This is a genomic window from Achromobacter ruhlandii (assembly GCF_902859695.1).
Taxonomy (GTDB): Bacteria; Pseudomonadota; Gammaproteobacteria; order Burkholderiales; family Burkholderiaceae_B; genus Achromobacter; species Achromobacter ruhlandii.
In genome coordinates, this window is record NZ_CADIJL010000006.1 from 218,130 (window position 1) to 238,609 (window position 20,480).

The 20,480-nt window shown below is 70.5% G+C and carries 20 protein-coding genes and 1 pseudogene; 11 read left to right on the forward strand and 10 right to left on the reverse strand.

What is annotated here, in order from left to right; genetic code table 11:
• Nucleotides 1–81 precede the first annotated feature (81 nt).
• Entirely contained in the window at nt 82–1,392 is a 1,311-nt protein-coding gene (locus HV742_RS10785) for an SLC13 family permease (RefSeq protein WP_175145059.1), read from the forward strand.
• Here the strand turns inward: HV742_RS10785 and HV742_RS10790 are convergent.
• From HV742_RS10790 to HV742_RS10805, 4 genes are all read right to left on the reverse strand, one after another.
• Complete coding sequence (locus tag HV742_RS10790) at nt 1,364–1,792, reverse strand: VOC family protein (protein WP_054415388.1); 429 nt, start codon at nt 1,790–1,792, stop codon at nt 1,364–1,366. The two genes, HV742_RS10785 and HV742_RS10790, sit on opposite strands and share 29 nt — an antisense overlap.
• Nucleotides 1,793–1,902: 110 nt before the next feature.
• Nucleotides 1,903–2,595, reverse strand: coding sequence for a helix-turn-helix transcriptional regulator (locus tag HV742_RS10795; protein ID WP_059272440.1), 693 nt, complete (start codon nt 2,593–2,595; stop codon nt 1,903–1,905).
• Between the two features lie 88 nt (nt 2,596–2,683).
• Complete coding sequence (locus tag HV742_RS10800; RefSeq protein WP_175145060.1) at nt 2,684–3,646, reverse strand: alpha/beta hydrolase; 963 nt, start codon at nt 3,644–3,646, stop codon at nt 2,684–2,686.
• Nucleotides 3,643–4,656 (reverse strand): tripartite tricarboxylate transporter substrate binding protein, encoded by a 1,014-nt coding sequence (locus tag HV742_RS10805; protein WP_175145062.1) that lies wholly within the window; start codon nt 4,654–4,656, stop codon nt 3,643–3,645. The genes HV742_RS10800 and HV742_RS10805 overlap by 4 nt, the downstream gene beginning before the upstream one ends.
• Nucleotides 4,657–4,812: 156 nt before the next feature.
• On the opposite strand from HV742_RS10805, the gene HV742_RS10810 reads away from it, so the two are divergent.
• Nucleotides 4,813–5,763, forward strand: a complete 951-nt coding sequence (locus HV742_RS10810; protein WP_059272438.1) for a LysR family transcriptional regulator — start codon at nt 4,813–4,815, stop codon at nt 5,761–5,763.
• Here HV742_RS10810 and HV742_RS10815 read toward each other — a convergent pair.
• A complete protein-coding gene (locus tag HV742_RS10815) occupies nt 5,760–6,620 on the reverse strand; it encodes a hypothetical protein (protein WP_049075734.1) in 861 nt (286 codons plus the stop codon). The genes HV742_RS10810 and HV742_RS10815 overlap by 4 nt on opposite strands.
• 127 nt (nt 6,621–6,747) lie before the next feature.
• Nucleotides 6,748–7,215 (reverse strand): CopD family protein, encoded by a 468-nt coding sequence (locus HV742_RS10820; protein WP_175145064.1) that lies wholly within the window; start codon nt 7,213–7,215, stop codon nt 6,748–6,750.
• Nucleotides 7,216–7,423: 208 nt separating this feature from the next.
• On the opposite strand from HV742_RS10820, the gene HV742_RS10825 reads away from it, so the two are divergent.
• The 8 genes from HV742_RS10825 to HV742_RS10860 all read left to right on the forward strand — a co-directional run bounded on the left by HV742_RS10825 (nt 7,424) and on the right by HV742_RS10860 (nt 15,938).
• Nucleotides 7,424–7,933 (forward strand): sigma-70 family RNA polymerase sigma factor, encoded by a 510-nt coding sequence (locus tag HV742_RS10825; RefSeq protein WP_049078043.1) that lies wholly within the window; start codon nt 7,424–7,426, stop codon nt 7,931–7,933.
• On the forward strand, nt 7,912–8,910 hold the full coding sequence (locus HV742_RS10830) for a FecR domain-containing protein (protein WP_175145066.1): 999 nt from the start codon (nt 7,912–7,914) through the stop codon (nt 8,908–8,910). Before HV742_RS10825 ends, HV742_RS10830 begins: the two co-directional genes overlap by 22 nt.
• 112 nt (nt 8,911–9,022) lie before the next feature.
• Nucleotides 9,023–11,641, forward strand: a complete 2,619-nt coding sequence (locus tag HV742_RS10835) for a TonB-dependent receptor (RefSeq protein ID WP_254601051.1) — start codon at nt 9,023–9,025, stop codon at nt 11,639–11,641.
• Nucleotides 11,642–11,721: 80 nt separating this feature from the next.
• Nucleotides 11,722–12,768 (forward strand): hemin-degrading factor, encoded by a 1,047-nt coding sequence (locus tag HV742_RS10840; RefSeq protein WP_139122210.1) that lies wholly within the window; start codon nt 11,722–11,724, stop codon nt 12,766–12,768.
• Between the two features lie 10 nt (nt 12,769–12,778).
• On the forward strand, nt 12,779–13,609 hold the full coding sequence (locus HV742_RS10845; protein WP_175145069.1) for a heme/hemin ABC transporter substrate-binding protein: 831 nt from the start codon (nt 12,779–12,781) through the stop codon (nt 13,607–13,609).
• Nucleotides 13,593–14,591, forward strand: coding sequence for a FecCD family ABC transporter permease (locus tag HV742_RS10850; protein WP_175145071.1), 999 nt, complete (start codon nt 13,593–13,595; stop codon nt 14,589–14,591). Before HV742_RS10845 ends, HV742_RS10850 begins: the two co-directional genes overlap by 17 nt.
• Nucleotides 14,588–15,376: a heme ABC transporter ATP-binding protein gene (locus tag HV742_RS10855; protein WP_049075720.1), complete on the forward strand. Its 789-nt coding sequence runs from the start codon at nt 14,588–14,590 to the stop codon at nt 15,374–15,376. The genes HV742_RS10850 and HV742_RS10855 overlap by 4 nt, the downstream gene beginning before the upstream one ends.
• A gap of 79 nt (nt 15,377–15,455) precedes the next feature.
• Nucleotides 15,456–15,938 carry a YajQ family cyclic di-GMP-binding protein gene (locus HV742_RS10860; RefSeq protein ID WP_049075718.1) on the forward strand — a complete coding sequence of 161 codons (483 nt, stop codon included), beginning with the start codon at nt 15,456–15,458 and terminating at the stop codon, nt 15,936–15,938.
• Nucleotides 15,939–16,387: 449 nt separating this feature from the next.
• Here the strand turns inward: HV742_RS10860 and HV742_RS10865 are convergent, their stop codons facing one another.
• The gene (locus HV742_RS10865; RefSeq protein ID WP_175145097.1) at nt 16,388–17,836 is read right to left on the reverse strand and encodes an AlkA N-terminal domain-containing protein; all 1,449 of its coding nucleotides are present in this window, start codon (nt 17,834–17,836) and stop codon (nt 16,388–16,390) included.
• A gap of 145 nt (nt 17,837–17,981) precedes the next feature.
• Between HV742_RS10865 and HV742_RS10870 the strand changes: the two genes are divergently transcribed.
• Nucleotides 17,982–18,533, forward strand: coding sequence for a methylated-DNA--[protein]-cysteine S-methyltransferase (locus HV742_RS10870; RefSeq protein WP_175145073.1), 552 nt, complete (start codon nt 17,982–17,984; stop codon nt 18,531–18,533).
• Nucleotides 18,534–18,598: 65 nt separating this feature from the next.
• Here the strand turns inward: HV742_RS10870 and HV742_RS10875 are convergent, their stop codons facing one another.
• The 3 genes and pseudogenes from HV742_RS10875 to HV742_RS10885 form a co-directional block, all read right to left on the reverse strand.
• Complete coding sequence (locus HV742_RS10875; RefSeq protein ID WP_054417076.1) at nt 18,599–19,204, reverse strand: phosphatase PAP2 family protein; 606 nt, start codon at nt 19,202–19,204, stop codon at nt 18,599–18,601.
• Between the two features lie 223 nt (nt 19,205–19,427).
• Entirely contained in the window at nt 19,428–19,856 is a 429-nt protein-coding gene (gene arsC / locus HV742_RS10880) for an arsenate reductase (glutaredoxin) (protein ID WP_049075714.1), read from the reverse strand.
• Between the two features lie 77 nt (nt 19,857–19,933).
• Nucleotides 19,934–20,480 (reverse strand): annotated as a pseudogene (locus HV742_RS10885) (PepSY domain-containing protein); the annotation flags it as partial.

The following is a 20,480-nucleotide window of genomic DNA, read 5'->3' on the forward strand; positions in this document are numbered from 1 at the left end:
CAGCCTCTGCGAATCGCGCATTTTCAGCGCGGGACAGGGTCCGTACACTGCGCCGATCCGTGTTCTCGTGGTGGTTTTTCCATGCATCTTGTCGCCTCCGGTTTTCCGATTCTACCCGCGCTGATCACCGCGATCACGATCGCGTTGTGGGCCTTTTCGCGGCTGCCTGAGTACCTGACGGCGCTGCTGTTCTTCAGCGCGGCCATGATCTTCGTGGCCGCGCCGCGCGAGGTGGTGTTCTCCGGGTTTTCGTCGGCGGCGTTCTGGCTGGTGCTGAGCGGCCATGTGCTGGGGCTGGCGCTGAAGTACACCGGCCTGGCCGACCGCATGGCGGGCGCGCTGTCGCGGCGCCTGTCGGGTTCGTATCCGAAGGTGGTGGCCGGCGTGGTGGCGCTGACCTACCTGCTGGCCTTCGTGATGCCGTCGAACATGGGCCGCATCGCGCTGCTGATGCCGATCGTGCTCGCCTATGCCGACCAGATCGGGCTGGTGGCGGGCCGTCGTGGACGCATTGGGCTGGCGCTGGCGGTGGGCTTCGGCACCTTCCAGCTGTCCACCTCCATCCTGCCGGCCAACGTGCCGAATCTGGTGATGGCCGGCAGCATCGAATCGAGCTATGGCCTGCAGCTGGGTTATCTGCCGTATCTGTGGCTGCATGCGCCGGTGCTGGGCATCCTGAAAGGCGCGGTGCTGGTGGCCTGTATTGCCTGGCTGTTCCGCGACACCCCCGAGGCGGCGCCGCCGGCGCCCGCCGCCCAACCCCTGTCGGCGGCGGAAAAGCGCCTGGCCGTGCTGCTGGGGCTGACGTTGCTGGGTTGGGTGACGGACGGATGGCACGGCGTGTCGCCGGCCTGGATCGGGCTGGCGTCGGCCTGTGTGTGTCTGTTGCCCAAGGTGGGTTTCGTCAGCGGCGAGCAGTTCGGCAAGGAAGTGAATTTCCGCACCGCGATCTACGTGGCGGGCATTCTGGGACTGGCGGCGATGGTGGCCGACAGCGGCCTGGGCGGCATCATCGGCCGCGCCCTGCTGGACTGGCTGCCGTTGTCGCCCGAGGCGCCGATGCAGAGCTTCTTTTCGCTGGTGGGACTGTCGGCGGCGCTGAACTTCGTGGTCACGGCCAACGGCGTGCCGGCCCTGTATACGCCGCTGGCCGAGACGCTGGCGCAGGCCTCGGGCTTTTCGCTGATGACGGTGCTGATGGCGCAGGTGGCCGGCTACGCCACCGTCATCATGCCGTACCAGGCCTCGCCCATTGTGGTGGCGATGGGCATGGGCCAGGTGCCGGCGCGCAGCGGCCTGGCGTTGAGCCTGCTGACCGCGCTGGTGTCGTTCGTGGCGCTGGTGCCGCTGGACTACCTGTGGTTCAGGCTCCTGGGAATGCTGGGATCGTGATCAGTTCGTCTTCGACGGCGGCGGGGGCGGGTTCTGGCGCCGGGGCGAACACCCGCAGGCGGTGGCCGTCGGGGTCGAGCGCGACGAAGGTGCGGCCGAAGTCCATGTTGGTGGGGGCCTGCAGGATCGGCAGGCCGCGCAGGCTCCAGTCGAGGTGGCGCTGGTTGAGCGCGTCGGCGTCGGGTACGGTGAAGGCCAGTTCGGTGCAGCCGCCGCGGCCGGCGGCGGCCGGTTCCACGGTGTGGCGCGACCACAGGCCCAGCATCAGGCCGGAGTCGAGCGCGAACAGGGCGAAGGTGGGCGAGCTTTCGACGGGCGGGCGGTTCAGCAGCGCGCTGTAGAACGCCGCGCTGGCCTCGGGCTTGTCGACGTAGAAAATGACGAAGTTCTTGGCGGACATGATGCGCTCCTGGTTGAATGAGCGCTCATCTTAGAGAGCCATGCTGTCAGATTTTGTCAGCAGTCTTCATGCCGATGTCGCACCCGCCGGCGCGCGGCGCACGCCAGGGATCAGCAGGGGTCGCCCTTGGCCGTATTGATGGCGCGCCACTCCTTGAGCAAGGCCTGGCGGCGGCGTGGATAGCGTTGCCCGGCTTCGAGCGTGGCGATGCGGTCGGTGCGGAAATGGCGGAAGTCCTGGCGCAGTTCGCACCAGGCCATGACGATGCGCACGCTGTCGAAAAATCCCAGGGCGAACGGCCAGATGACGCGTTCGGAATCGGCGCCCTTGTCGTCGCGGTAGGTGATGGCGATTTTCTGCTCGCCGCGGATGGCCTGGCGGATCAGCGACAGGTCGACCCGGTCGACCACCGCCCAGCTGCTGGGGCCGACCAGCAGCGGAATGGCGTCCAGTTCGTCGCGCAGTTCGCGCGGCAGCACCGCGCTGATCTTGGCCAGCGCGTTGGCGGCGGCCTGGCCCAGGCGCGGATCGGAACGGCCGGCCACCCAGCGGGTGCCCAGCACCAGGGCCTCGATCTCCTCGGTGCTGAACATCAGCGGCGGCAGCATGAAGCCGGGCCGCAGCACGTAGCCGATGCCAGGCTCGCCCTCGATCTCGGCGCCCTGCGCCTGCAGCGTGGCGATGTCGCGGTACAGCGTGCGCAGGCTGACGCCCAGGTCGGCGGCCAGGCGGTGGCCGCTGACGGGCAGGCGGTGGCAGCGCAGGGTCTGCAGCAGGTCCAGGAGGCGTTCGGTGCGGGACATGGGAGCGGGGGAGGGCGGGACGGCGTAATGCTGCCATGGAATGGCAGCAGCGGGAAGCCGCGGCCCGCCGTTCTTGATCCGGCCGTCCTCAACCCGGCAGCGCCGCCAGCCAGTCGTGCACCCGCCCGGCCAACTCCAGGCTGTTGCGGTCCATCATCAGCATGTGCGAGTTGCCGCGGATGCCCAGGTCGGGCAACGACAGCACCGTGACGCTGGCATGGCGCGCCGCGAATTCCCGCACCCGTGCGCGCATCCGCGGCCAGCGCGGATCGGTGTCCATGTGGTCGCCCATCACGACCAGCGTGGGAGTGTCGTAGCGGGCACCGGGCCCGAGGTCCGGGATGCTGGCCGGCTCCAGCGCCACCAGCGCGCGCACCCGCTCGGGCAGAGCGTGGGCGGCGCGGATGCCGAACACGCCGGCCTGCGAATGGCAGACCACGATGGCCGCGCCGATCCGCTCCAGGAAGGCCTGGTAGGCGCGCAGGATGGCGGCATCGGTGTGGACCCAGCGCGGCACCATCTGCGCGGCCAGCTCGTCGAACGCCTCCAGCGGGAATTGCGTGTCCGGGTAGGCGCTGCCGGGGCCGGGCCGGGTGCCCGGGCGGCCGATGCGAAAGCGCGTGTAGCAGTCCTCGCGCGCCTGCACCACCGGCGCGTCGGGCCAGACGTGCGGCGCGGCGCCGGCGCGGCCGCGTTCCACCGCGTCACACAGGTAGGCGTCCCAGCCGCGCCGCAGGAAATAGTGCAGCCAGCCCTGGCGGCCGTCCGGCGTGGTCTCCCAGGCCGCGCCGGTCATGCCGCCGCCATGCCAGAACGCCAGCGGCGGCCGGCCGCTGGCCGGCTCCGACAGGAAGTACTGCGCATACATCTGTTCGACGCGGTAGGTGCCGTTGGGATCCAGCGCCACCGGCTGGCCGCCTTCGGCCATGATCAGCTCGCGTCGCGGCAGGCCGCTGAGCGCCAGGTCGCGGCCGCCGACATGGAAGGCGCCCATGTCGCGCAGGCGGATCGGCGCCAGCGCCGCGCCGTCGTCCAGGGGCGCGGCCATCATTCGGCCTTGATGTGGTTGGTCTCGATGACCTGTTTCCACTTGGCCGTTTCGGTGGTGACGAAGCGGCCCAGGTCGGCGCGCGAGCCGGCGGCGGTCTCGACGCCCAATTCGCGCATCTTGGCCGCCACCTCGGGCGCCTGCAGCGCCTGGGCGAAGGCGTCGTGCAGCGTGTTCAGCACCGGGGCCGGGGTGCCGGCCGGCGCCATCACGCCGAACCAGGGCGTGATCAGGAAGTCGGGCACGCCGGCCTCGGCGAAGGTCGGCACGTCCGGAATCGCCGGGGCGCGCGCGGCGCTGGCCACGGCCAGGGCGCGCAGCTTGCCGGCGCGGATGTTGGCCAGCGAGGCCGGCAGGTTGTCGAAGTACATGTCGACCTGGCCGCCGAGCAGGTCGGCCGCCACCTGGCCGGCGCCCTTGTACGGGATGTGGGCCAGGTCGATGCCGGCGCGCTGCTTGAGCAGCTCGGTCGCCAGGTGGGCCGAGCCGCCGATGCCGGAGGAGGCCGAATTGAGCTTGCCGGGGTTGGCGCGGGCATACGCCAGCAGCGCCGGCAGCGTGTCGGCCGGCACTTTGGGATTGATCACCAGCACGCTCGGCACCGTGCCGATCATGGCGACGGGCGCGAAGTCCTTGACGATGTCGTAGGGCGCCGGCTGGTAGAGCGACGGCGCCACGGTGCAACCGAACGCGCACATCAGCAGCGTCTGGCCGTCGGGCGCGGCGCGCGCCACCGCCTGCGCGCCGATGTTGCCGCCGGCGCCGGCGCGGTTCTCGACGATCAGCGGCTGGCCGAGGCGCTTGGAAAGGTTGTCGCTGAGCAGGCGCGCCAGGATGTCGGGCGTGCCGCCGGCGGGGAAGGGCACTACCAGCGTGATCGGGCGGCTGGGGAAATCGGTGGCATGGGCCGCCAGCGGCAGGCAGGCGGCCAGCGCCAGCAGGGCGCGGCCGGCCCAGCGGGCCAGCACGGGGCGGATGCGCCGGGGCGCGGGAAGGTGGCGGGTGGGGCCCATGGTTGTCTCCGTAGCGGGCGGCCGGGTCGAAACGCCCGGTCCGTGGCGGACTGTAGCCAAGCCGGCCGCGCCTGCCCAATGCCGGCGGCGCAAGACCACCATATCGAATCCGGTATGGTTCTTTTCAGTCATTCAGTTACGGCATAGCATGGCGCCATGAGCGACCCCCACTCCTTGCCCTCGCTGCGCAGGCTCGACATGAACCTGCTGCTGACCTTCGACGTGCTGATGCGCACGCGCAGCGCCACCGCCAGCTCGCGCCTGCTGCACAAGACCCAGCCGGCCATCAGCCGCGACCTGGCGCGCCTGCGCCTGCGGCTGGAGGACCCGCTGCTGGTGGTGGTGAAGGGACGTTTCGTTCCGACCGAGCGGGCGCTGGAGCTGCACGCGTCGGTGCATGACGCGCTGGCGCAGATCGAGGCCGCGCTGCGCCCGCCCGAGGCCTTCGATCCGGCGCGCGCCGAAGGCGTGGTCAACATCGGCACCGGCGCGCACAGCGAAATCCTGCTGGCCGCGCCGCTGATCGAGCGGCTGCACCGCGCCGCGCCCGGCGTGACGCTGCGCTTCCAGTCGCTGCACGGCGATTTCGCGCCCGACGACCTGGAGGCCGAACGGCTGCATATCGCCATCGGCCTGTTCGGCAAGGTGCCGGCGCGCTTTCACCGCGATGCGCTGCACACCGACCGCCGCGTCTGCGTGCTGTCGGCGCGGCATCCCTGGGCCGGGCGCGGCGCCCTGACGCTGGCCGACCTGGGCGCCATCAAGTGGTTCGCGTTCGAGCAGATGTACGGCCGCGAGACGACCTTCGACCGGCTGCTCAAGCCGGGCGCCGGCCGCATGGCATTCTCGGCCTATCTGTCGGGCTTCGGCGTGGCGCCCTATGTGCTGGTGGAGACCGACTACGCCACCACCATGCCGGCCAGCGTGGCGCGGGCGCACTGCCGCCATTTCCCGCTGGCGATGCTGGAGATGCCAGCGCGCCTGCGGCGCATGGAACTGGCGATGGTGTGGGCGCGCCGCCAGCACGCCTCGCCGTTGCAGGCGTGGCTGCGCGGCCAGGTGCGCGACGTGCTGCGCGAGCGCCTGGCCGCCGACGTCCCGGCTTAGCGGGCGACCGGCTTGCCGGTGGCCACGTCGATGGCCGAGCCGTCTTCCAGGCTGACGCGGTAGATCTCGCGCAGCACGTTGCCGGCAAAGCCGATCTCGACGATGGACACGTCCTTGAAGGTGGCCTGGATGCCGTCGGGCAGCGCGGCGTTGAACTTGGCGGACTCCTGCTTCATGGCGTCGGCCAGGCGCGCGTCGTACGGCGTCATGCTGTAGACCAGCGTGGTGTGCGGGTTGTGGGCGCGCACTTCCTTGCCGTCCTTCATCACGTTGACGCCGCTCACGCCCATGGTCTTGACCAGCTCGCGGCCGGCATCGGCCATCTTGGCGTAGACCGGGCCGGTCACGCGCGGCAGCGGGCCGTCGCGCAGCGGCGCCAGGGCGGCGGTGGTCACGGTGTTGTAGGCCATCATGGCCTCGAAGCCCGCGCCGCTCTTGACCACGCCCAGGTCCAGCCACCAAGGGTGGCCCGCGCCCTTGGCGGCTTCGGTCGGATAGAAGTCCTTGAGCGTCACCTGCAGCGGCGCCGGCGGCTTGGGCAGCGCGCGCAGCATGCGCTGCGGCGTGGCGCTGTCGGCGCTGTGGATGTGGACCACGGTCACGTGCGGGATATTGGGCGTTGCGGCCTCGGTCTTCAGGCCCAGCGCCAGCAGGTCCTGCTTGAGCGTGCCGTTGACCTTGGCGTCCAGCACGGCGTTCACTTCCTTGGGCAGGCGGTACACCACGCCATAGGTGGTCTTGTGTTCACGGAAGGCGGGCTGCTCCAGCGCGCTGTTGTCGATGGGAGCGGCGAAGGCGGCCGAGAGGGTGGCCAGGGACAGGCCCAGGGCGGCCAGGGGCAAGACGCGTTTGATCATGGATTTTCCTTGTATGTTCAAGACCCGCGAGAGTCCGGTCCAGTGTGGCCACGCCGGATGTACGGCGTATTGCACCAGTCCAAAGAAATCCGATAGGCGGCCAAGCCGGGCCGATAGCTGCGCCCGGCTATAGCAGGAAGACGGCCGCCACGATCAGCAGCCCCAGCGCCAGGTTGACGCCGACCCAGCGGCGGATGCCCGCCATGGCCTGGCCGCCGCGCGGCCATTCCGACGCGGCCACCGCCGCGCGCAGGCGCGGATAGAGCGCGGCGCGGATGTAGCCATAGATGGCCGTCATCACCAGCCCGCCCGCGGCCATCACGGTCCAGGCGCGCGGCATGAAGAAGGCGCCGCCGCTGCGCGCGGCCTGGGCCGCCTCCTGGCCGATCATGAGCGCGCCGGTCGCCAGGATCAGCACGATGGCGGCCAGTACCGCGTTCAGGAAGGGGCCGAGCACCGCGTCCATCAGGCGCAGCCGTTGCGGCGGCTCCAGTCGTGCGGCCGCCGGCCGCAGGAAACAGTGGGCGAACAGCATGCCGCCGACCCACAGGATCACGGCCAGCAGGTGGATGAGTTTGAGCGCGCTGTAGAGCATGGTGTCGGGCTTCGGGAATGGCCCGCGTCGTCGCAATGTCGACGGCAAGGGCTGGCTGTGGGCGGTGGCCGCCGGGGAGATCCCGGCCGAATCTGTCCCCATCATATATCCGGCAGGGGCGCCGGCGGGCGTCTTGACGCGCATCAGGGGTTTCCATTTAGAATGAGATTGATTTTTATTTGTGATCAAGAAAGTTCGGGAGCCCACCGTGTCCAACCTTGCGCTAGCCTCCGGCGACGCCGTCCATCTGCTTTACCGCGCGCACCACGGATGGCTGCACAACTGGTTGCGGGGCAAGCTGGGCAATTCCTGCGACGCCGCCGATCTGGCCCAGGACACCTTCCTGCGCGTGCTGCGCCATCGCCAGGAACTCGACGCGCTGCGCGAACCGCGCGCCTACCTGACCACCATCGCCAAGCGCCTGCTGCTGAACCACCATCGGCGCCGTTCGCTCGAACTCGCCTACCTGGAGGCGCTGGCCGCCTTGCCCGAGGCGCAGGCGCCATCGCCCGAGCAACGCCTGCTCATCCTCGAAACATTGCAGGAAATCGACGAGATGCTGGCCGGCCTGGCGCGGCCGGCGCGGCAGGCGTTCCTGATGGCGCAGATCGAAGGCCTCAGCCACACCGAGATCGCCGCGCGGTTGAATGTGTCGACGCGCTCGGTGCATCGCTACATTGCCAAGGGATACGAACAATGCATCCTGGCGGTGATGTGAGCCTGTCGTGGGCGGCCGCGGCGCTGCCCGCGGTCGACCGCAAGGTCGCGCGCGAAGCGGCGCGCTGGTTGATGCGCCTGAGCTCCGAGCGGGCCACCGACGCCGACGTCCGCGCCTGCGCCCAATGGCGCGCCAGCAAGGCCGAACACGAGAACGCCTGGCAGCGCGCGCAGCGGGTCAATCAGCGCCTCGGGCTGGTCCCGGCGGCGCTGGGCATGGCGGCGCTGAACCGGCCCGAATCGGCCGGCCGGCGCGCGGCCGTCAAGACGCTGGCGGCGTTGGTCGTGGCCGGCCCGGCGGGCTGGGCCGCCTGGCGCGCCAGTCCGTTCGAATGGAGCGCCGACTACCGCAGCGCGGCCGGCGAGCAGCGCCAGGTGGCCCTGGGCGATGGGTCGTCCCTGCGCCTGAACACGGCCAGCGCCGTCGACGTGCTGTACGACGGCGACCTGCGGCTGGTGCGCCTGCGCGCCGGCGAGATCGCGGTCCACGCGGTGGCCGAGGCCGGCACCCATCCCCGCCCGTTCGTGGTCCGCACGCGGCTGGGCGATGTCCAGGCGCGGGCGGCGCGATTCTGCGTGCAGGACGCGGGCGCGGCGTGCCGCGTCAGCGTCCAGGAGGGCCGCGTCATGCTGGGCCGCGCCGGCGCCTGGGTGGCGCTGGCGGCGGGCGAGCAGGCCTGGCTGCGCGCCGGTGAGGTGCCGCGGCCCGAACCGGCCGATCCGCACGCCACCGACTGGATGCGTGGCGTGCTGCATGCCAGCGCCTGGCGCCTGGATGCGTTCGCGGCCGAATTGAGCCGTTATCGGCCGGGCGTGCTGCGTTGCGATCCGGCCGTGGCCGGGCTGCGGATTTCCGGCGCATTCCAATTGCATGACACCGACGCGGTGCTGGCGGCCCTGCCGTCCACGCTGCCGGTGCAGGTGCGCTATCGCAGCGCGTATTGGGTGACGATCCTGCCGCGCGTCGGCCAGGCTTGAATCGTCGCCGTTACAAAAAAACCGAGAGGGAGTTGTCCGGTTCGCATTTTTCCCGGGTCATGGTCAGTAGAGGCAGACGAATGCCGATACCCGTTGGATCGAAAGGACGACCATGGCTCATTTCCCCGCCAGCCGCGCGCGCGGCTATTCACTCAACCGAGAGGTTCCATGCCGACTGACCCGCCTGGCCCTGGCGCTGCGCATCGCCACCGCGCTGGCTGCCCCAGCCGTTGCGCTGTGGCCGGCCGCCGCCGCGCTGGCGCAGATCGCGCCGACCGAGCAGGCGCGCACCTACCGCATTCCGGCCGGCCCGCTGGCCGAGAACCTGTCGCGTTTCGCCGACAACGCCGGCGTCACGGTGCTGTTCGACGCGGCGCTGGTGGGCCAGCGGCGTGGCGCCGGCCTGAACGGGGATTACGCCGTGGCTGACGGCTTCGCCCGCCTGCTGGCCGGCAGCGGCCTGGCCGCGCGCGAGCGCAGCCCGGGCGTGTTCGTGCTGCAGGCGTTGCCGTCCCGCGGCGTGACGCAGCTGACACCGGTCACGGTCGAGGGCGAGGGCGCGGCGGTCACGCCGGCGTGGGAGACCCGCAGCGACCGCAAGCGCCTGGACGACGCGCAGGTGCGCGGTTGGAGCGACCTGGGCAAGCGCCTGGAACCGGGCGTGAACTTCAACCGCCAGAACAACAGCATCAACATTCGCGGGCTTGACCAGGATCGCGTGCTGACGCGGGTGGATGGCATCCGCCTGCCGTGGCTCGATGACGGCGCGCGCGGCGTCAAGGGCGGGCTGGAGGCGGTGGACTTCAATTCCCTGTCACGCCTGGACATCGTGCGCGGCGCCGACGCCAGCGCGGGCGGCTCGGGCGCCATCTCCGGCATGGCCGACCTGTACACGCTCGATCCCTCGGACCTGCTGAGCGACGGCAAGACCTTCGGCGCGCTGGCCAAGACCGACTACGACACCGCCGACAGCAGCTGGGGCGCCAACGCCGCGCTGGCCGGGCAGATCCACCGCAATACCTTCTGGCTGGTGCAGGCGGGCGTGCGCAACGGCCATGCGCTGGACAATCGCGGCGACGTCGGCGGCTACGGCCCGCGCCGCAGCGAACCCACGCCCGAAGACTATGACCAGCGCAGTTTCCTCCTCAAGCTGCAGCAGCGCGTCGAGGGCGGCCACCGCTTCGGCCTGACCGGCGAATACTTCAAGCGCAAGGCCACGCAGGACAGCATGTTCGAACAGGGGCCGGGCACCAGCTACCTGATCGGCGAGAACACCACCCGGAAGGAAACCGAGCGCCAGCGCGTGTCGCTCGATTATTCCTACAAGGCGCCCGCCGAGGGCGGCTGGATCGACAGCGCCACGGCGGTGGTGTACTGGCAGCGCATGCAGCTCGACAGCGCGCTCGATGGCGAACGCAGCCGCGATGCGCGCGCCAACATCATTCCCGGCGATCCGTTCAGCTATGGCTTCCCCAGTGGCGCCTACGGCCGCAACAACTCCATCCGCCAGACCATGTTCGGCGCCAATGGCGAACTGACCAAGCGGCTGGCGGGCAACACGGTGTCGCAGTTGTGGACCGTGGGCGGCGAGTGGTATGGCAACAAGACCGAGCAGAACTCCAGCGGCTACGACAACTGCCCCACCGTGCGGGCCGGCACGCCGGCGCCGTTCGGCCCGCGCACCTGCGACATGCTGCACACCAACCAGGCCGACGTGCCGCTGTCCAAGGGCAGCCAGTGGGCGCTGTGGATGTCGGACGAATTCAGCTTCGGCGATGGCCGCTACACCGTCATGCCGGCGCTGCGCTACGACCACTACGAGCAGAAGCCCAGGTCCACCGAAAGCTACGCCAGCAACCGCAACGGCGGCGTGTTGCCGCCCGAGAACAGCGGCGGGCGCTTCTCGCCCAAGCTGCTGACCACCTGGAAGGCGGCCGACGCGCTGAGCCTGTACGCGCAGTACGCCTATGGCTTCAAGGCGCCCAGCGCGACGCAGCTCTACACCAACTACGGCGGCCCCGGCACCTACCTGCGGGTCGGCAATCCCTACCTGAAGCCGGAAACCAGCAAGGGGTGGGAACTGGGCGCCAAGCTGGGTTCCGATTCGCTCGGCGGCGCGGTATCGTTCTTCGATAACCGCTACCAGAATTTCATCGACAGCAACGTGCCGCTGGATGCCAACTCGCCGCAATGGCAGCCGGGCTGGGCCGGGCAGTACCCGTTGGGCATCACCGGCAACGTCAACCGCGCCAAGGTGCGCATCTACGGCGCCGAGGCCAGCGCGCACTGGAAGTTCTCGCCGGGCTGGCGCACGTGGGGTTCGCTGGCGTGGGCCGTGGGCAAGGACGAAGGCACCGGCCAATACCTGAACTCGGTGGCGCCGCTGAAGGCGGTGCTGGGCGTGGGCTATGGCCGCGACGTGTGGGGCGTGGACGCGCTGCTGACGACCGCCCTGCGTCGCAACAAGGTCGAATACCCGGAGGCCGGCGCCTCGACGCCCAACCGCGACTTCCAGGCGCCCGGCTACGGCGTGGTGGACCTCATGGGCTACTGGCGGCCGACGGCGGTCAAGGGGCTGCAGGTGCAGGCTGGCGTGTTCAACCTGTTCGACAAGAAGTACTGGGAAGCGATCAACGTGCCGACCGCCGGCGCCACGGCCCTGCCGCGGCCGGTTGACTGGTACACGGAGCCGGGGCGCAGCCTGCGCGTCTCGCTGACTTATCAATACTGACCCGCGCTGCCGCCGCTGCGCGACAGCGGCGGCAGTCCTGATTTTCCATTCCGGCCGGAGAGACCGCAATGAACCAAGAAGTGAAGCATCCTGATTTCGCGACCCGCGCCGCCGAGCTGCGCGCCCGCAACGACGCGCTGGCGGCGTCCAGGCCCGGCCTGCGCGCCCGCAACCTGGCCCAGGAACTCGGCGTGTCCGAGGCCGAATGGGTCGCGGCCGGCTGTGGCGGCGTCAAGGCCACCGAACTGCACGGCCAGCCGCAGGAGATCTTCCGCGAACTGGGCACGCTGGGCCCGGTGATGGCCCTGACGCGCAATGACTGGTGCGTGCATGAGCGCCACGGCGCCTACCTGGACATCCAGGCCGACGGACCGGTCGGCCTGGTGCTGGGGCCTGACATCGACCTGCGCGTATTCTTCTCGTGCTGGAAGTCGGCCTGGGCGGTCGAGCAGGACGGCCGCCACAGCCTGCAGTTCTTCGACGGCGCGGGCGTGGCGGTGCACAAGGTCTACCGCACCGAAGCCACCGACGTCGCCGCGTATGACGCGCTGGTGGCCAGGTTCGCCGGCGCTTCGCGCTGGCCCGAGACCGCGCCCTATGCGCCCGCCGCCGACGCGCCGAGCGTCGAGGACAGCGCCCGGTGGCGCCAGGCCTGGCTGGGCATGCAGGACACGCACGAGTTCTTTCCGCTGCTGCGCAAGTTCAAGGTGTCGCGGCTGGCGGCGCTGGCCGCGGCCGGCGAAGACCTGGCGCAGACGGTGCCGGCGGAGTCGGTCGAGCGCATGCTGGAGTCGGCGGCGGCCAGCGGCCTGTCGATCATGTGCTTCGTGGGCAACCGCGGCATGATCCAGATCCACACCGGCCCGGTTCGGCAGTTGCGCCGCACCGGCCCGTGGTTCAACGTGCTGGATCCGACCTTCAACCTGCACCTGGACACCACCGCCATCGCGTCGGCCTGGGTGGTGAACAAACCCACCAGCGATGGCTGGGTGACGTCGCTGGAACTGTATTCGTCCAGCGGCGATCTGATCGCGCAGTTCTTCGGCGAGCGCAAGCCGGGCAAGCCGGAGCTGGCGGGGTGGCGTGAATTGATGTCGGGCCTGTGCCGCGTGCCGTTGGCCGCTTGAGGATGATGCAATGAAGAAATGGCTGGCGGTGGCGGCTTGGATGCTGGTGGCGGGCGCGCAGGCGGCGCCGCCCGAACGCGTGGTGACGCTGGGCGGCAGCGTGACCGAGATCGTTTACGGCCTGGGGCAGGGCGGCCGGCTGGTCGGCGACGACCAGTCCAGCCTGTACCCGGAGGCCGCGACCCGGTTGCCGCGCGTTGGCTATTACCGCGCGGTGCCGGTCGAAGGCGTACTTGCGCTCAAGCCCGACCTGGTGCTGGCCTCGGAGCAGGCCGGGCCGCCCGAGGCGCTCAAGCGCCTGGGCGAAGTCGGGGTGCGGCTGGTGAGCGTGCCGGACGCGCCGTCGGTCGATTCGCTCAAGGCGCGCATCCGCGCCGTGGCCGGCGCGCTGGACGTGGCGCCGGCCGGCGAGCAGATGGTGCGGGACGTGACGCGCGAGCTGGCCAAGGCCGAGGCCATGCCGGCCGCGCGCGCGCGGGCGCTGCTGCTGATCAACCGCAACGGCGCGCCGCAAGGCGCGGGGCGCGGCACCGCGGCGGCCGAAGTCATGCACCTGGCCGGGCTGGCCAACGTGCTGGACGGCCAGCAGGGCTACAAGCCGCTGTCGCCCGAGGCCATCGGCGCGCTGGCGCCCGACCTGATCATCATCACGCGCGAATCGCTGCAGGCCAGCGGCGGCCTCGATGGCTTTGCGCGCCTGCCCGGCATCGCGGTGACACAGGCCGCGGCGAAGCGGCGCATCATCGTCATGGACGACCTGCTGATCCTGGGGCTGGGGCCGCGCTTGCCGCAGGCGCTGATCCAGCTCAAGCAGGAGGCCGCGCATGCCATGGCGCGCTAGCCCGCCGCTGGCGCTGGTGTTGCTGGCTGTGGCGGTGGTGGCGGCGGTGCTGGCGGCCAGCGCCAGCGGCGCGGTCTCGATTCCGTTGCGCGAGCTGCCGGCGCTGTTGTGGGGCACGCCCACGCCGGAGCAGGCGCTGTGGCGCAACGTGCTGATCGACATCCGCCTGCCGCGGGTGCTGCTGGCGGTGGTGATGGGCGCGGGCCTGGCGATCTCGGGGGCGGCGCTGCAGGCGCTGTTCCGCAATCCGCTGGCCGAACCGGGGCTGATCGGCATTTCCGCTGGCGCTTCGCTGGGCGCGGTCAGCGCCATCGTGATGACGCCGGGCGGCTTCTGGTACACCGCGCCGGGCGCCTTCATCGGCAGCCTGGTCGCGACGCTGTCGGCCTATCTGGTGGGACGGCGCGTGCCGGGCGTGGCGGGGCTGCTGTTGGCGGGCGTGGCGATCACCGCCATCGCCTTCAGCCTGATCGGGCTGTTCACCTTCATGGCGTCCGACGCGCAACTGCGCGACCTGACTTTCTGGAACATGGGCAGCCTGGCCGGCGCCAGCTGGAAGCTGCTGGCCTTCCTGGGGCCGTGGGTGCTACTGCTGTCGCTCTGGCTGATGCGCCAGTGGCGCGTGATGAACGCGCTGCTGCTGGGCGAGCGCGAGGCCCAGCACCTGGGTTATTCGCTCAAGCAGGCGCGGGCGCGGCTGGTGCTGGCCTGCACCCTGATCGTCGGGCCGCTGGTGGCCGCCAGCGGCACCATCGTGTTCGTCGGGCTGGTGGTGCCGCACCTGGTGCGCATGACGCTGGGCGCCAACCATCGCCTGCTGCTGCCCGCCTGCCTGCTGGGCGGCGGGCTGGTGATGACGCTGGCGGACTGGCTGGCGCGCGTCGTGGTGGTGCCGGCCGAACTGCCGATCGGCCTGGTGACCGGGCTGGTGGGCGGCCCCTTCTTCCTGTGGCTGCTGGCGCGCGGCCGGAGGCACGGTTGATGCTGGCCGCCGAGAACCTGAGCCTGGCGCGCGACGGCAAGCGCATCCTGGACCGCGTGTCGCTGGCGATCCATCCCGGCGAAGTGGTGGGCCTGCTGGGCAGCAATGGCGCCGGCAAATCGACCCTGCTGGGCGCGCTGTCGGCCGAGCTGGGCGCGGATGGCGGCAGCCTGACGCTGGATGGGCGGGCGCTGGGCGGGATGCCGCCGCGCGAGCAGGCGCGCAAGCGCGCGGTGCTGCCGCAAAAGCCCGGGCTGACCTTCGACCTGGGCGTGCGCGAAGTGGTGGCAATGGGCGCCTATCCGTTTCCGGAACTGTCGCCGGCCGAGGTCGACGAACTGGCGCGGCAGGCGCTGGAATGGGCCGACGTCAGCCACCTGGATGGGCGTCGCTATCCGCAGCTGTCGGGCGGCGAGCAGCAGCGGGTGCAGTTCGCCCGCGTGCTGGTGCAATGCCGCGCGGCGCGCGCCCAGGGCGAAGCCCGCTACCTGCTGCTGGACGAACCGACCGCCAGCCTCGATCCCAAGCACCAGGCCGACCTGATGCGACGGGCGGCGCAGCTGGCGCACGAGGGCAACACGGGCGTGCTGGTGATCCTGCACGACATGAACCTGGCGGCGCGCTGGTGCGACCGCCTGCTGCTGCTGAGCGGCGGCCAGGCGGTGGCGCAGGGCACGCCGGCCGAGGTGCTGACGCCGGCCAACCTGTTCCTGGCGTACGGCATCCAGGCGCAGGTGATGCCGCATCCGTTGCAGGCGGACCGGTTGCTGGTGCTGATGGCTTGATGGGCGCCAGCCCCGCTAAAATGGGGCATCGCGGCGGCCGCGGCCGCCTTTTCCTCATCTACCGACAGGACTTAGTGTCATGCCTACTTTCGACGTCGTTTCCGAAGTCGACAAACACGAACTCACCAACGCCATCGACCAGGCCAACCGCGAGCTCGCCACCCGTTTCGATTTCAAGGGCACGGATGCGAAATTCGAACTGGATGGTTTCGTGGTGACGCAGGTGGCGTCGAGCGCGTTCCAGCTCAAGCAGATGCTGGACATCCTGCGCGGCCGGCTGTCGGCGCGCGGGATCGACGTGCGCTGCCTGGATGTGGCGGATCCGCTGGAGAATCTGGGCGGGGCGCGGCAGAAGATCACGGTGAAGCAGGGGATCGAGCAGCCGGTGGCCAAGAAGCTGATCGCGGCGATCAAGAACGCCAAGCTCAAGGTCGAGAGCCAGATCAACGGCGACAAGCTGCGGATCAGCGGGAAGAAGCGGGATGATCTGCAGACGGCGATTGCGTTGTTGAAGAAGACGGATGTGGATTTGCCGTTGCAGTTTGAGAATTTTCGGGACTGACTGGTTTGATGCGGCGGGCGCGTTCGTAGGCCGCCCGTTGCGCGGGGCGCCTGGGGGGTGGGCGCCCACGATTGCGGTCCGGAGCGTTCGCTCCGGACTTCCCCGTTGTCATCTTCGTCACAGCCTACGGCTGCTCCTTCAGATTCCCTCGGGCGCATCGAGGTTGCCCACCCCCAGGCGCCCCGCGCAACGGGCTACCGGCGTCTGGGTTTGCGGCGCTGTCAGGTCAGTGAGGGGGCGGAGAGATTTGCGTTGCCCGCAAAGACCGGCCGCGCGGGCGGCCGGTCTTTGCATACGCATTGTGCTGCGCCGAGGGGGTGTGCGCTGCGCGCTCGCGGGGGGGGCTAGAGGCTTTTCCGGAGATGCTGGGTTTTGGTCTTGTTGGGCTGGCCCATTGGGGTGACTCGCGCTTGCATGGCGGCACGGCCCGTTATTCCTTTTCAATCTCTTCAGTATTCCGCCCACAGATGCTGGGCCGCGTAGGCGCGCCAGGGGCGCCAGGCTTCGGCGCGGGCGAGGAGTTGGGCGGGGGTGTATTCGCGGGATTCGAGTTTTTCCAGGGCGCGGATCAGGCCGATGTCGGAGGCGGGGAAGGCGTCGGGTTCGCGCAGTTGGCGCAGGGCGATGTATTGGGCGGTCCATTCGCCGACGCCGCGGATTTCGCGCAGGCGGGCGACGGCGGTGTCGAGGCTGTTGGTGGTGTCGAACAGCCGCGGGTCGGCCAGGGCGGCGGCGGCGACGGCGGACAAGGTGGCGGCGCGGCTGCGGGGCATGCCGAGCGGGGCGAGGTCGACGGGGGCGACGGCGGCCGGCGTCGGGAACAGGTGGGTCAGATCGCCGTCGGGCTGCTCCAGGGGTTGGCCGTGGGCGGCGACGAGCTTGCCGGCGAGTTTGATGGCGGCGCCGACGGTGATCTGCTGGCCGAGGACGGCGCGCAGCGCCAGTTCGAAGCCGTCCCAGGCGCCGGGCACGCGCAGGCCCGGGCGGGCGGCGGTGAGGGCGGCCATGACGGGATCGTGGGCCAGTTGGAGCGCGAGCGCGGCGGGGTCGCTGGCCAGGTCGAAAACGCGGCGCAGCCGGGCGATGATGGTGGGCAGGGCATGCAGTTGGGGAAAACGGACGGTGGCCTGCAGCGCGTTGCCCGCGCCGGGTTCGACCCGCACGGTGCCCTGCGCGCCGTCCAGGCCGATGGTGCGCGTGTAGCTGTTGGCCGTGACCCGTTCGATGCCGGGGATGGCGCGCACGCGCAGGAAGTCGAGCATGGCGCTCCAGTCGTAGGGCGGGCGGTAGCGCAGCAGCAGTTTGATTTCGCCCTGCGGGCCGGCCGAGACGTCGGGCTTGCCGGAGCGGCGCAGTTCGCCCGGCGCGCGGCCGAACAAGGCCAGGAAGATCTCATTGAAGCGGCGGATGCTGCCGAAGCCGGCCGCGAATGCGATCTCGGCCATGGGCAGGCGGGTTTCGTGGATCAGTTGCTTGGCCAGCAGTACGCGCCGGGTCTGCGCCACGGCCACGGGCGACGCGCCCAGGTGCTGGCGGAACTGCCGCCGCAAGTGGCGCTCGCCGACGCCCAGGCGCGCGGCCAGGGCGTCGAGGCCGGCTTCGTCGAGCGCGCCGAGCTCGATCAGGCCGAGCGCGCGCGCGACGCTGTCGGGCAAATCGCGGGCGCGACCGGCGGCGGGCGCGGTTTCCGGGCGGCAGCGCAGGCAGGGGTGGAAGCCCGCTTCCTGCGCGGCTGCCGCCGTGGGGTAGAAGACGACATTGCGCGACAGCGGCGTGCGCGCCGGACAGACCGGGCGGCAGTAGATGCGCGTGGTCTTGACCGCGGTGAAGAAGCGGCCGTCGTAACGGGCGTCGCGCACGCGGATGGCGCTGTAGCAGGCGTCATGGTCGAGGTTCATGTGGTCCATGCTAGCGCCGTCGGCGGTCACGATCTAGCGGTTTTCGGACACTGTTGTCACGCGCATTGCCATGTCCGGAATCCGCCAGCGCGTTGCCGCCGGCCGCCCTATATTGGACGCGTCAACGCCACACCCGGAGCCCGCCATGCCTGTCCAGACCTTCACCCTAGAACGGGTCGCCACCCCCATCGGGAAGATGCTCGTGCTGACCGATGCCGGGCAATGCCTGCGCGCCGTCGATTGGGAGGATTACGAACCCCGCATGCATGCCCTGCTGCGCCGCCAGTATGGCAAAGGCGCGGTGAAAGTGGCCGATGCCGCGCGCGCCTCGGCGGCCAGCCGCGCCTTGCTGGCTTATTTCGATGGCCAGGTCGATGCGATCGACCCGTTGCAGGTGGCGCTGGGCGGCACCGATTTCCAGCGCCAGGTATGGCGCGCGCTGCGCGAAATCGAGCCGGGCGACACGGTCAGCTATGGCGCGCTGGCCGGGCGTATCGGCCGGGCATCGGCGGTGCGCGCCGTGGGCATGGCCAATGGGGCCAATCCGGTGGGGATCGTGGTGCCGTGCCACCGGGTCATCGGCGCCGATGCGTCGCTGACCGGCTACGGCGGCGGGCTGCATCGCAAGCGCTGGCTGCTGGAGCATGAGGCCTGCTGGCGCGCCGCGCGGGGCGCGTCGTTGGCGCGGGCCGCCTGAGGCGGCCGCAACGGCGGCGGGATGCCCGCGTCACATCGGCGCGGGCGGTCGCCGGATCGAGGCCGTCAGGCGCGGATCCAGCCGCGCGCGATGGGCAGGGCCAGCAGCCTGCGGTAGATGGCCTGCGACATGGCCGTGAGCGGCGCGCCGACGCGGCGCCAGACCGGCACGGCCAGCCCGGCGGCCACCGGCGCCAGCAGCAGGCCGCCGGCGATGTCCAGCGGGAAGTGCACGCCCAGATAGACCCGCGACAGCCCGACCACGGCCGCCAGCAGCAGCGTCGCATAGCCCCAGCCGGCCCAACGCCGGTCGAAGATCAGCGTGAACGCCAGCGTGGCGATGATGATGGTGTGGTTGCTGGGGAACGATGAGGTGGCCTTGTGGGCGAAGAAGGCCTGGCCCAGCCCGAGCACGAATGGCCGCGGATGCGGCCACAGCGCGCCGCACAGGTAGCTGATGCAGAGCGCGGCGCCGATGCCGACCAGTGCTTTGAGCACCAGGTCGCGCTGGGCCTGGGCGCCCCACAGCCAGAGCGCGGCCAGTACGATGGGCACCAGCAGGATCAGCCGATTGGCGACGAACAGGCCCGCCTGGATGCGCCATCCGGGGCTGGCCGGATCGGCGTTGATCAGGAGAAACAGGGACTGATTGAGAGGTTCCAGGAAATCCATGACGCGTCATCGGGGTGAAATTATTTCGTTGGGCGCGATGGTAGACCGGTTTGCCGTCAATTCCCTTGCAAAACGTGGCCGGATCCCGGGATTTACTTCTGGATGCGAATGTGGCTTTCCGTGGCACTTGCCGGCGGGCGGGGCAGGGACGCGGCGGCGCGGCCCGCGCGGGCCGGACCGCGACAGCCACGGGGCGGCCGCGCCGAGTCCGCCGCCACGGCGCTCACTTGGCGATGCGCTTGCCCTGCGCGTCGATCACCGCTTCGCCGTCTTCCTTGGTGAAGGCGCCTTGCTGCGGCGCGGGCAGGATGTCCAGCACCAGTTCGGACGGGCGGCACAGGCGCGCGCCCAGCGGGGTGCTGACGAAGGGGCGGTTCAGCAGGATCGGGTGGGCCTCGATGGCGTCCAGCAGGGCGTCGTCGCTCAGGGAGGTGTCATCCAGGCCGAGTTCGGCGTAGGGCGTGCCCTTTTCGCGCAGCGCGTCGCGCACGGTGATGCCGGCGCGCTTGAACAGCGCCTTCAGGTCGGCGCGCGAGGGCGGCGTTTCCAGGTACAGCACCACGGTCGGCTCGATGCCGGCATTGCGGATCATGGCCAGCGTGTTGCGCGAGGTGCCGCACTTGGGGTTGTGGTAGATGGTGACGTCGGACATGGCGCTTTCCTTGCGATGGTGCGGGGACAAGGCAGGAGCATAGTGCATTCCCGCCCGGTCCTCGCCGCCGCGCGGTTTCAGGCGCGCAGCTTGCGGCCCAGCCGGCGCCAGCCGATCACCACGCCGGTCAGGCTCAGGGCCACGCCGCCCAGGCTCAGGCACACCAGCAGGATGTCCCACAGCGGCCGCCGCGCCAGCAGGCCGGTCCAGTCCCAACTGTGCAGGAAGGCGAACAGCCAGCGGCTGGCGCGGTTGCCGCGGTCCTGCCGGCTCAGCACCTGGCCGGTGCGCGGGTCCAGGTAGACCCAGCTGGCCTGCGGGTCGTCGAACACCAGGCGCCACACCGGCAGCGGCTTCTCGATGTGGCCGAGCATGGCGTGCTCGTCGCGGCCGTAGTAGTAGAAGTCGTAGCGGTCCAGCACCTGCAGGTCCGTCAGCGTGGCGCCGGGCACCAGGCGCGCGGCGGCCGCGCGCAGGGCCACGGGGTCGAGCGTGACGGGCTGCGCGTCGGCGGCCGCCAGCAGTAGCGGCGCGGCCGGGTTGCTACGGGCCAGCACCAGGTCGCGGCCGTCGACGCGGGTCCAGCGCAGTTCGCGCGGCGCGGCGGGCAGGGCGGCGATCAGC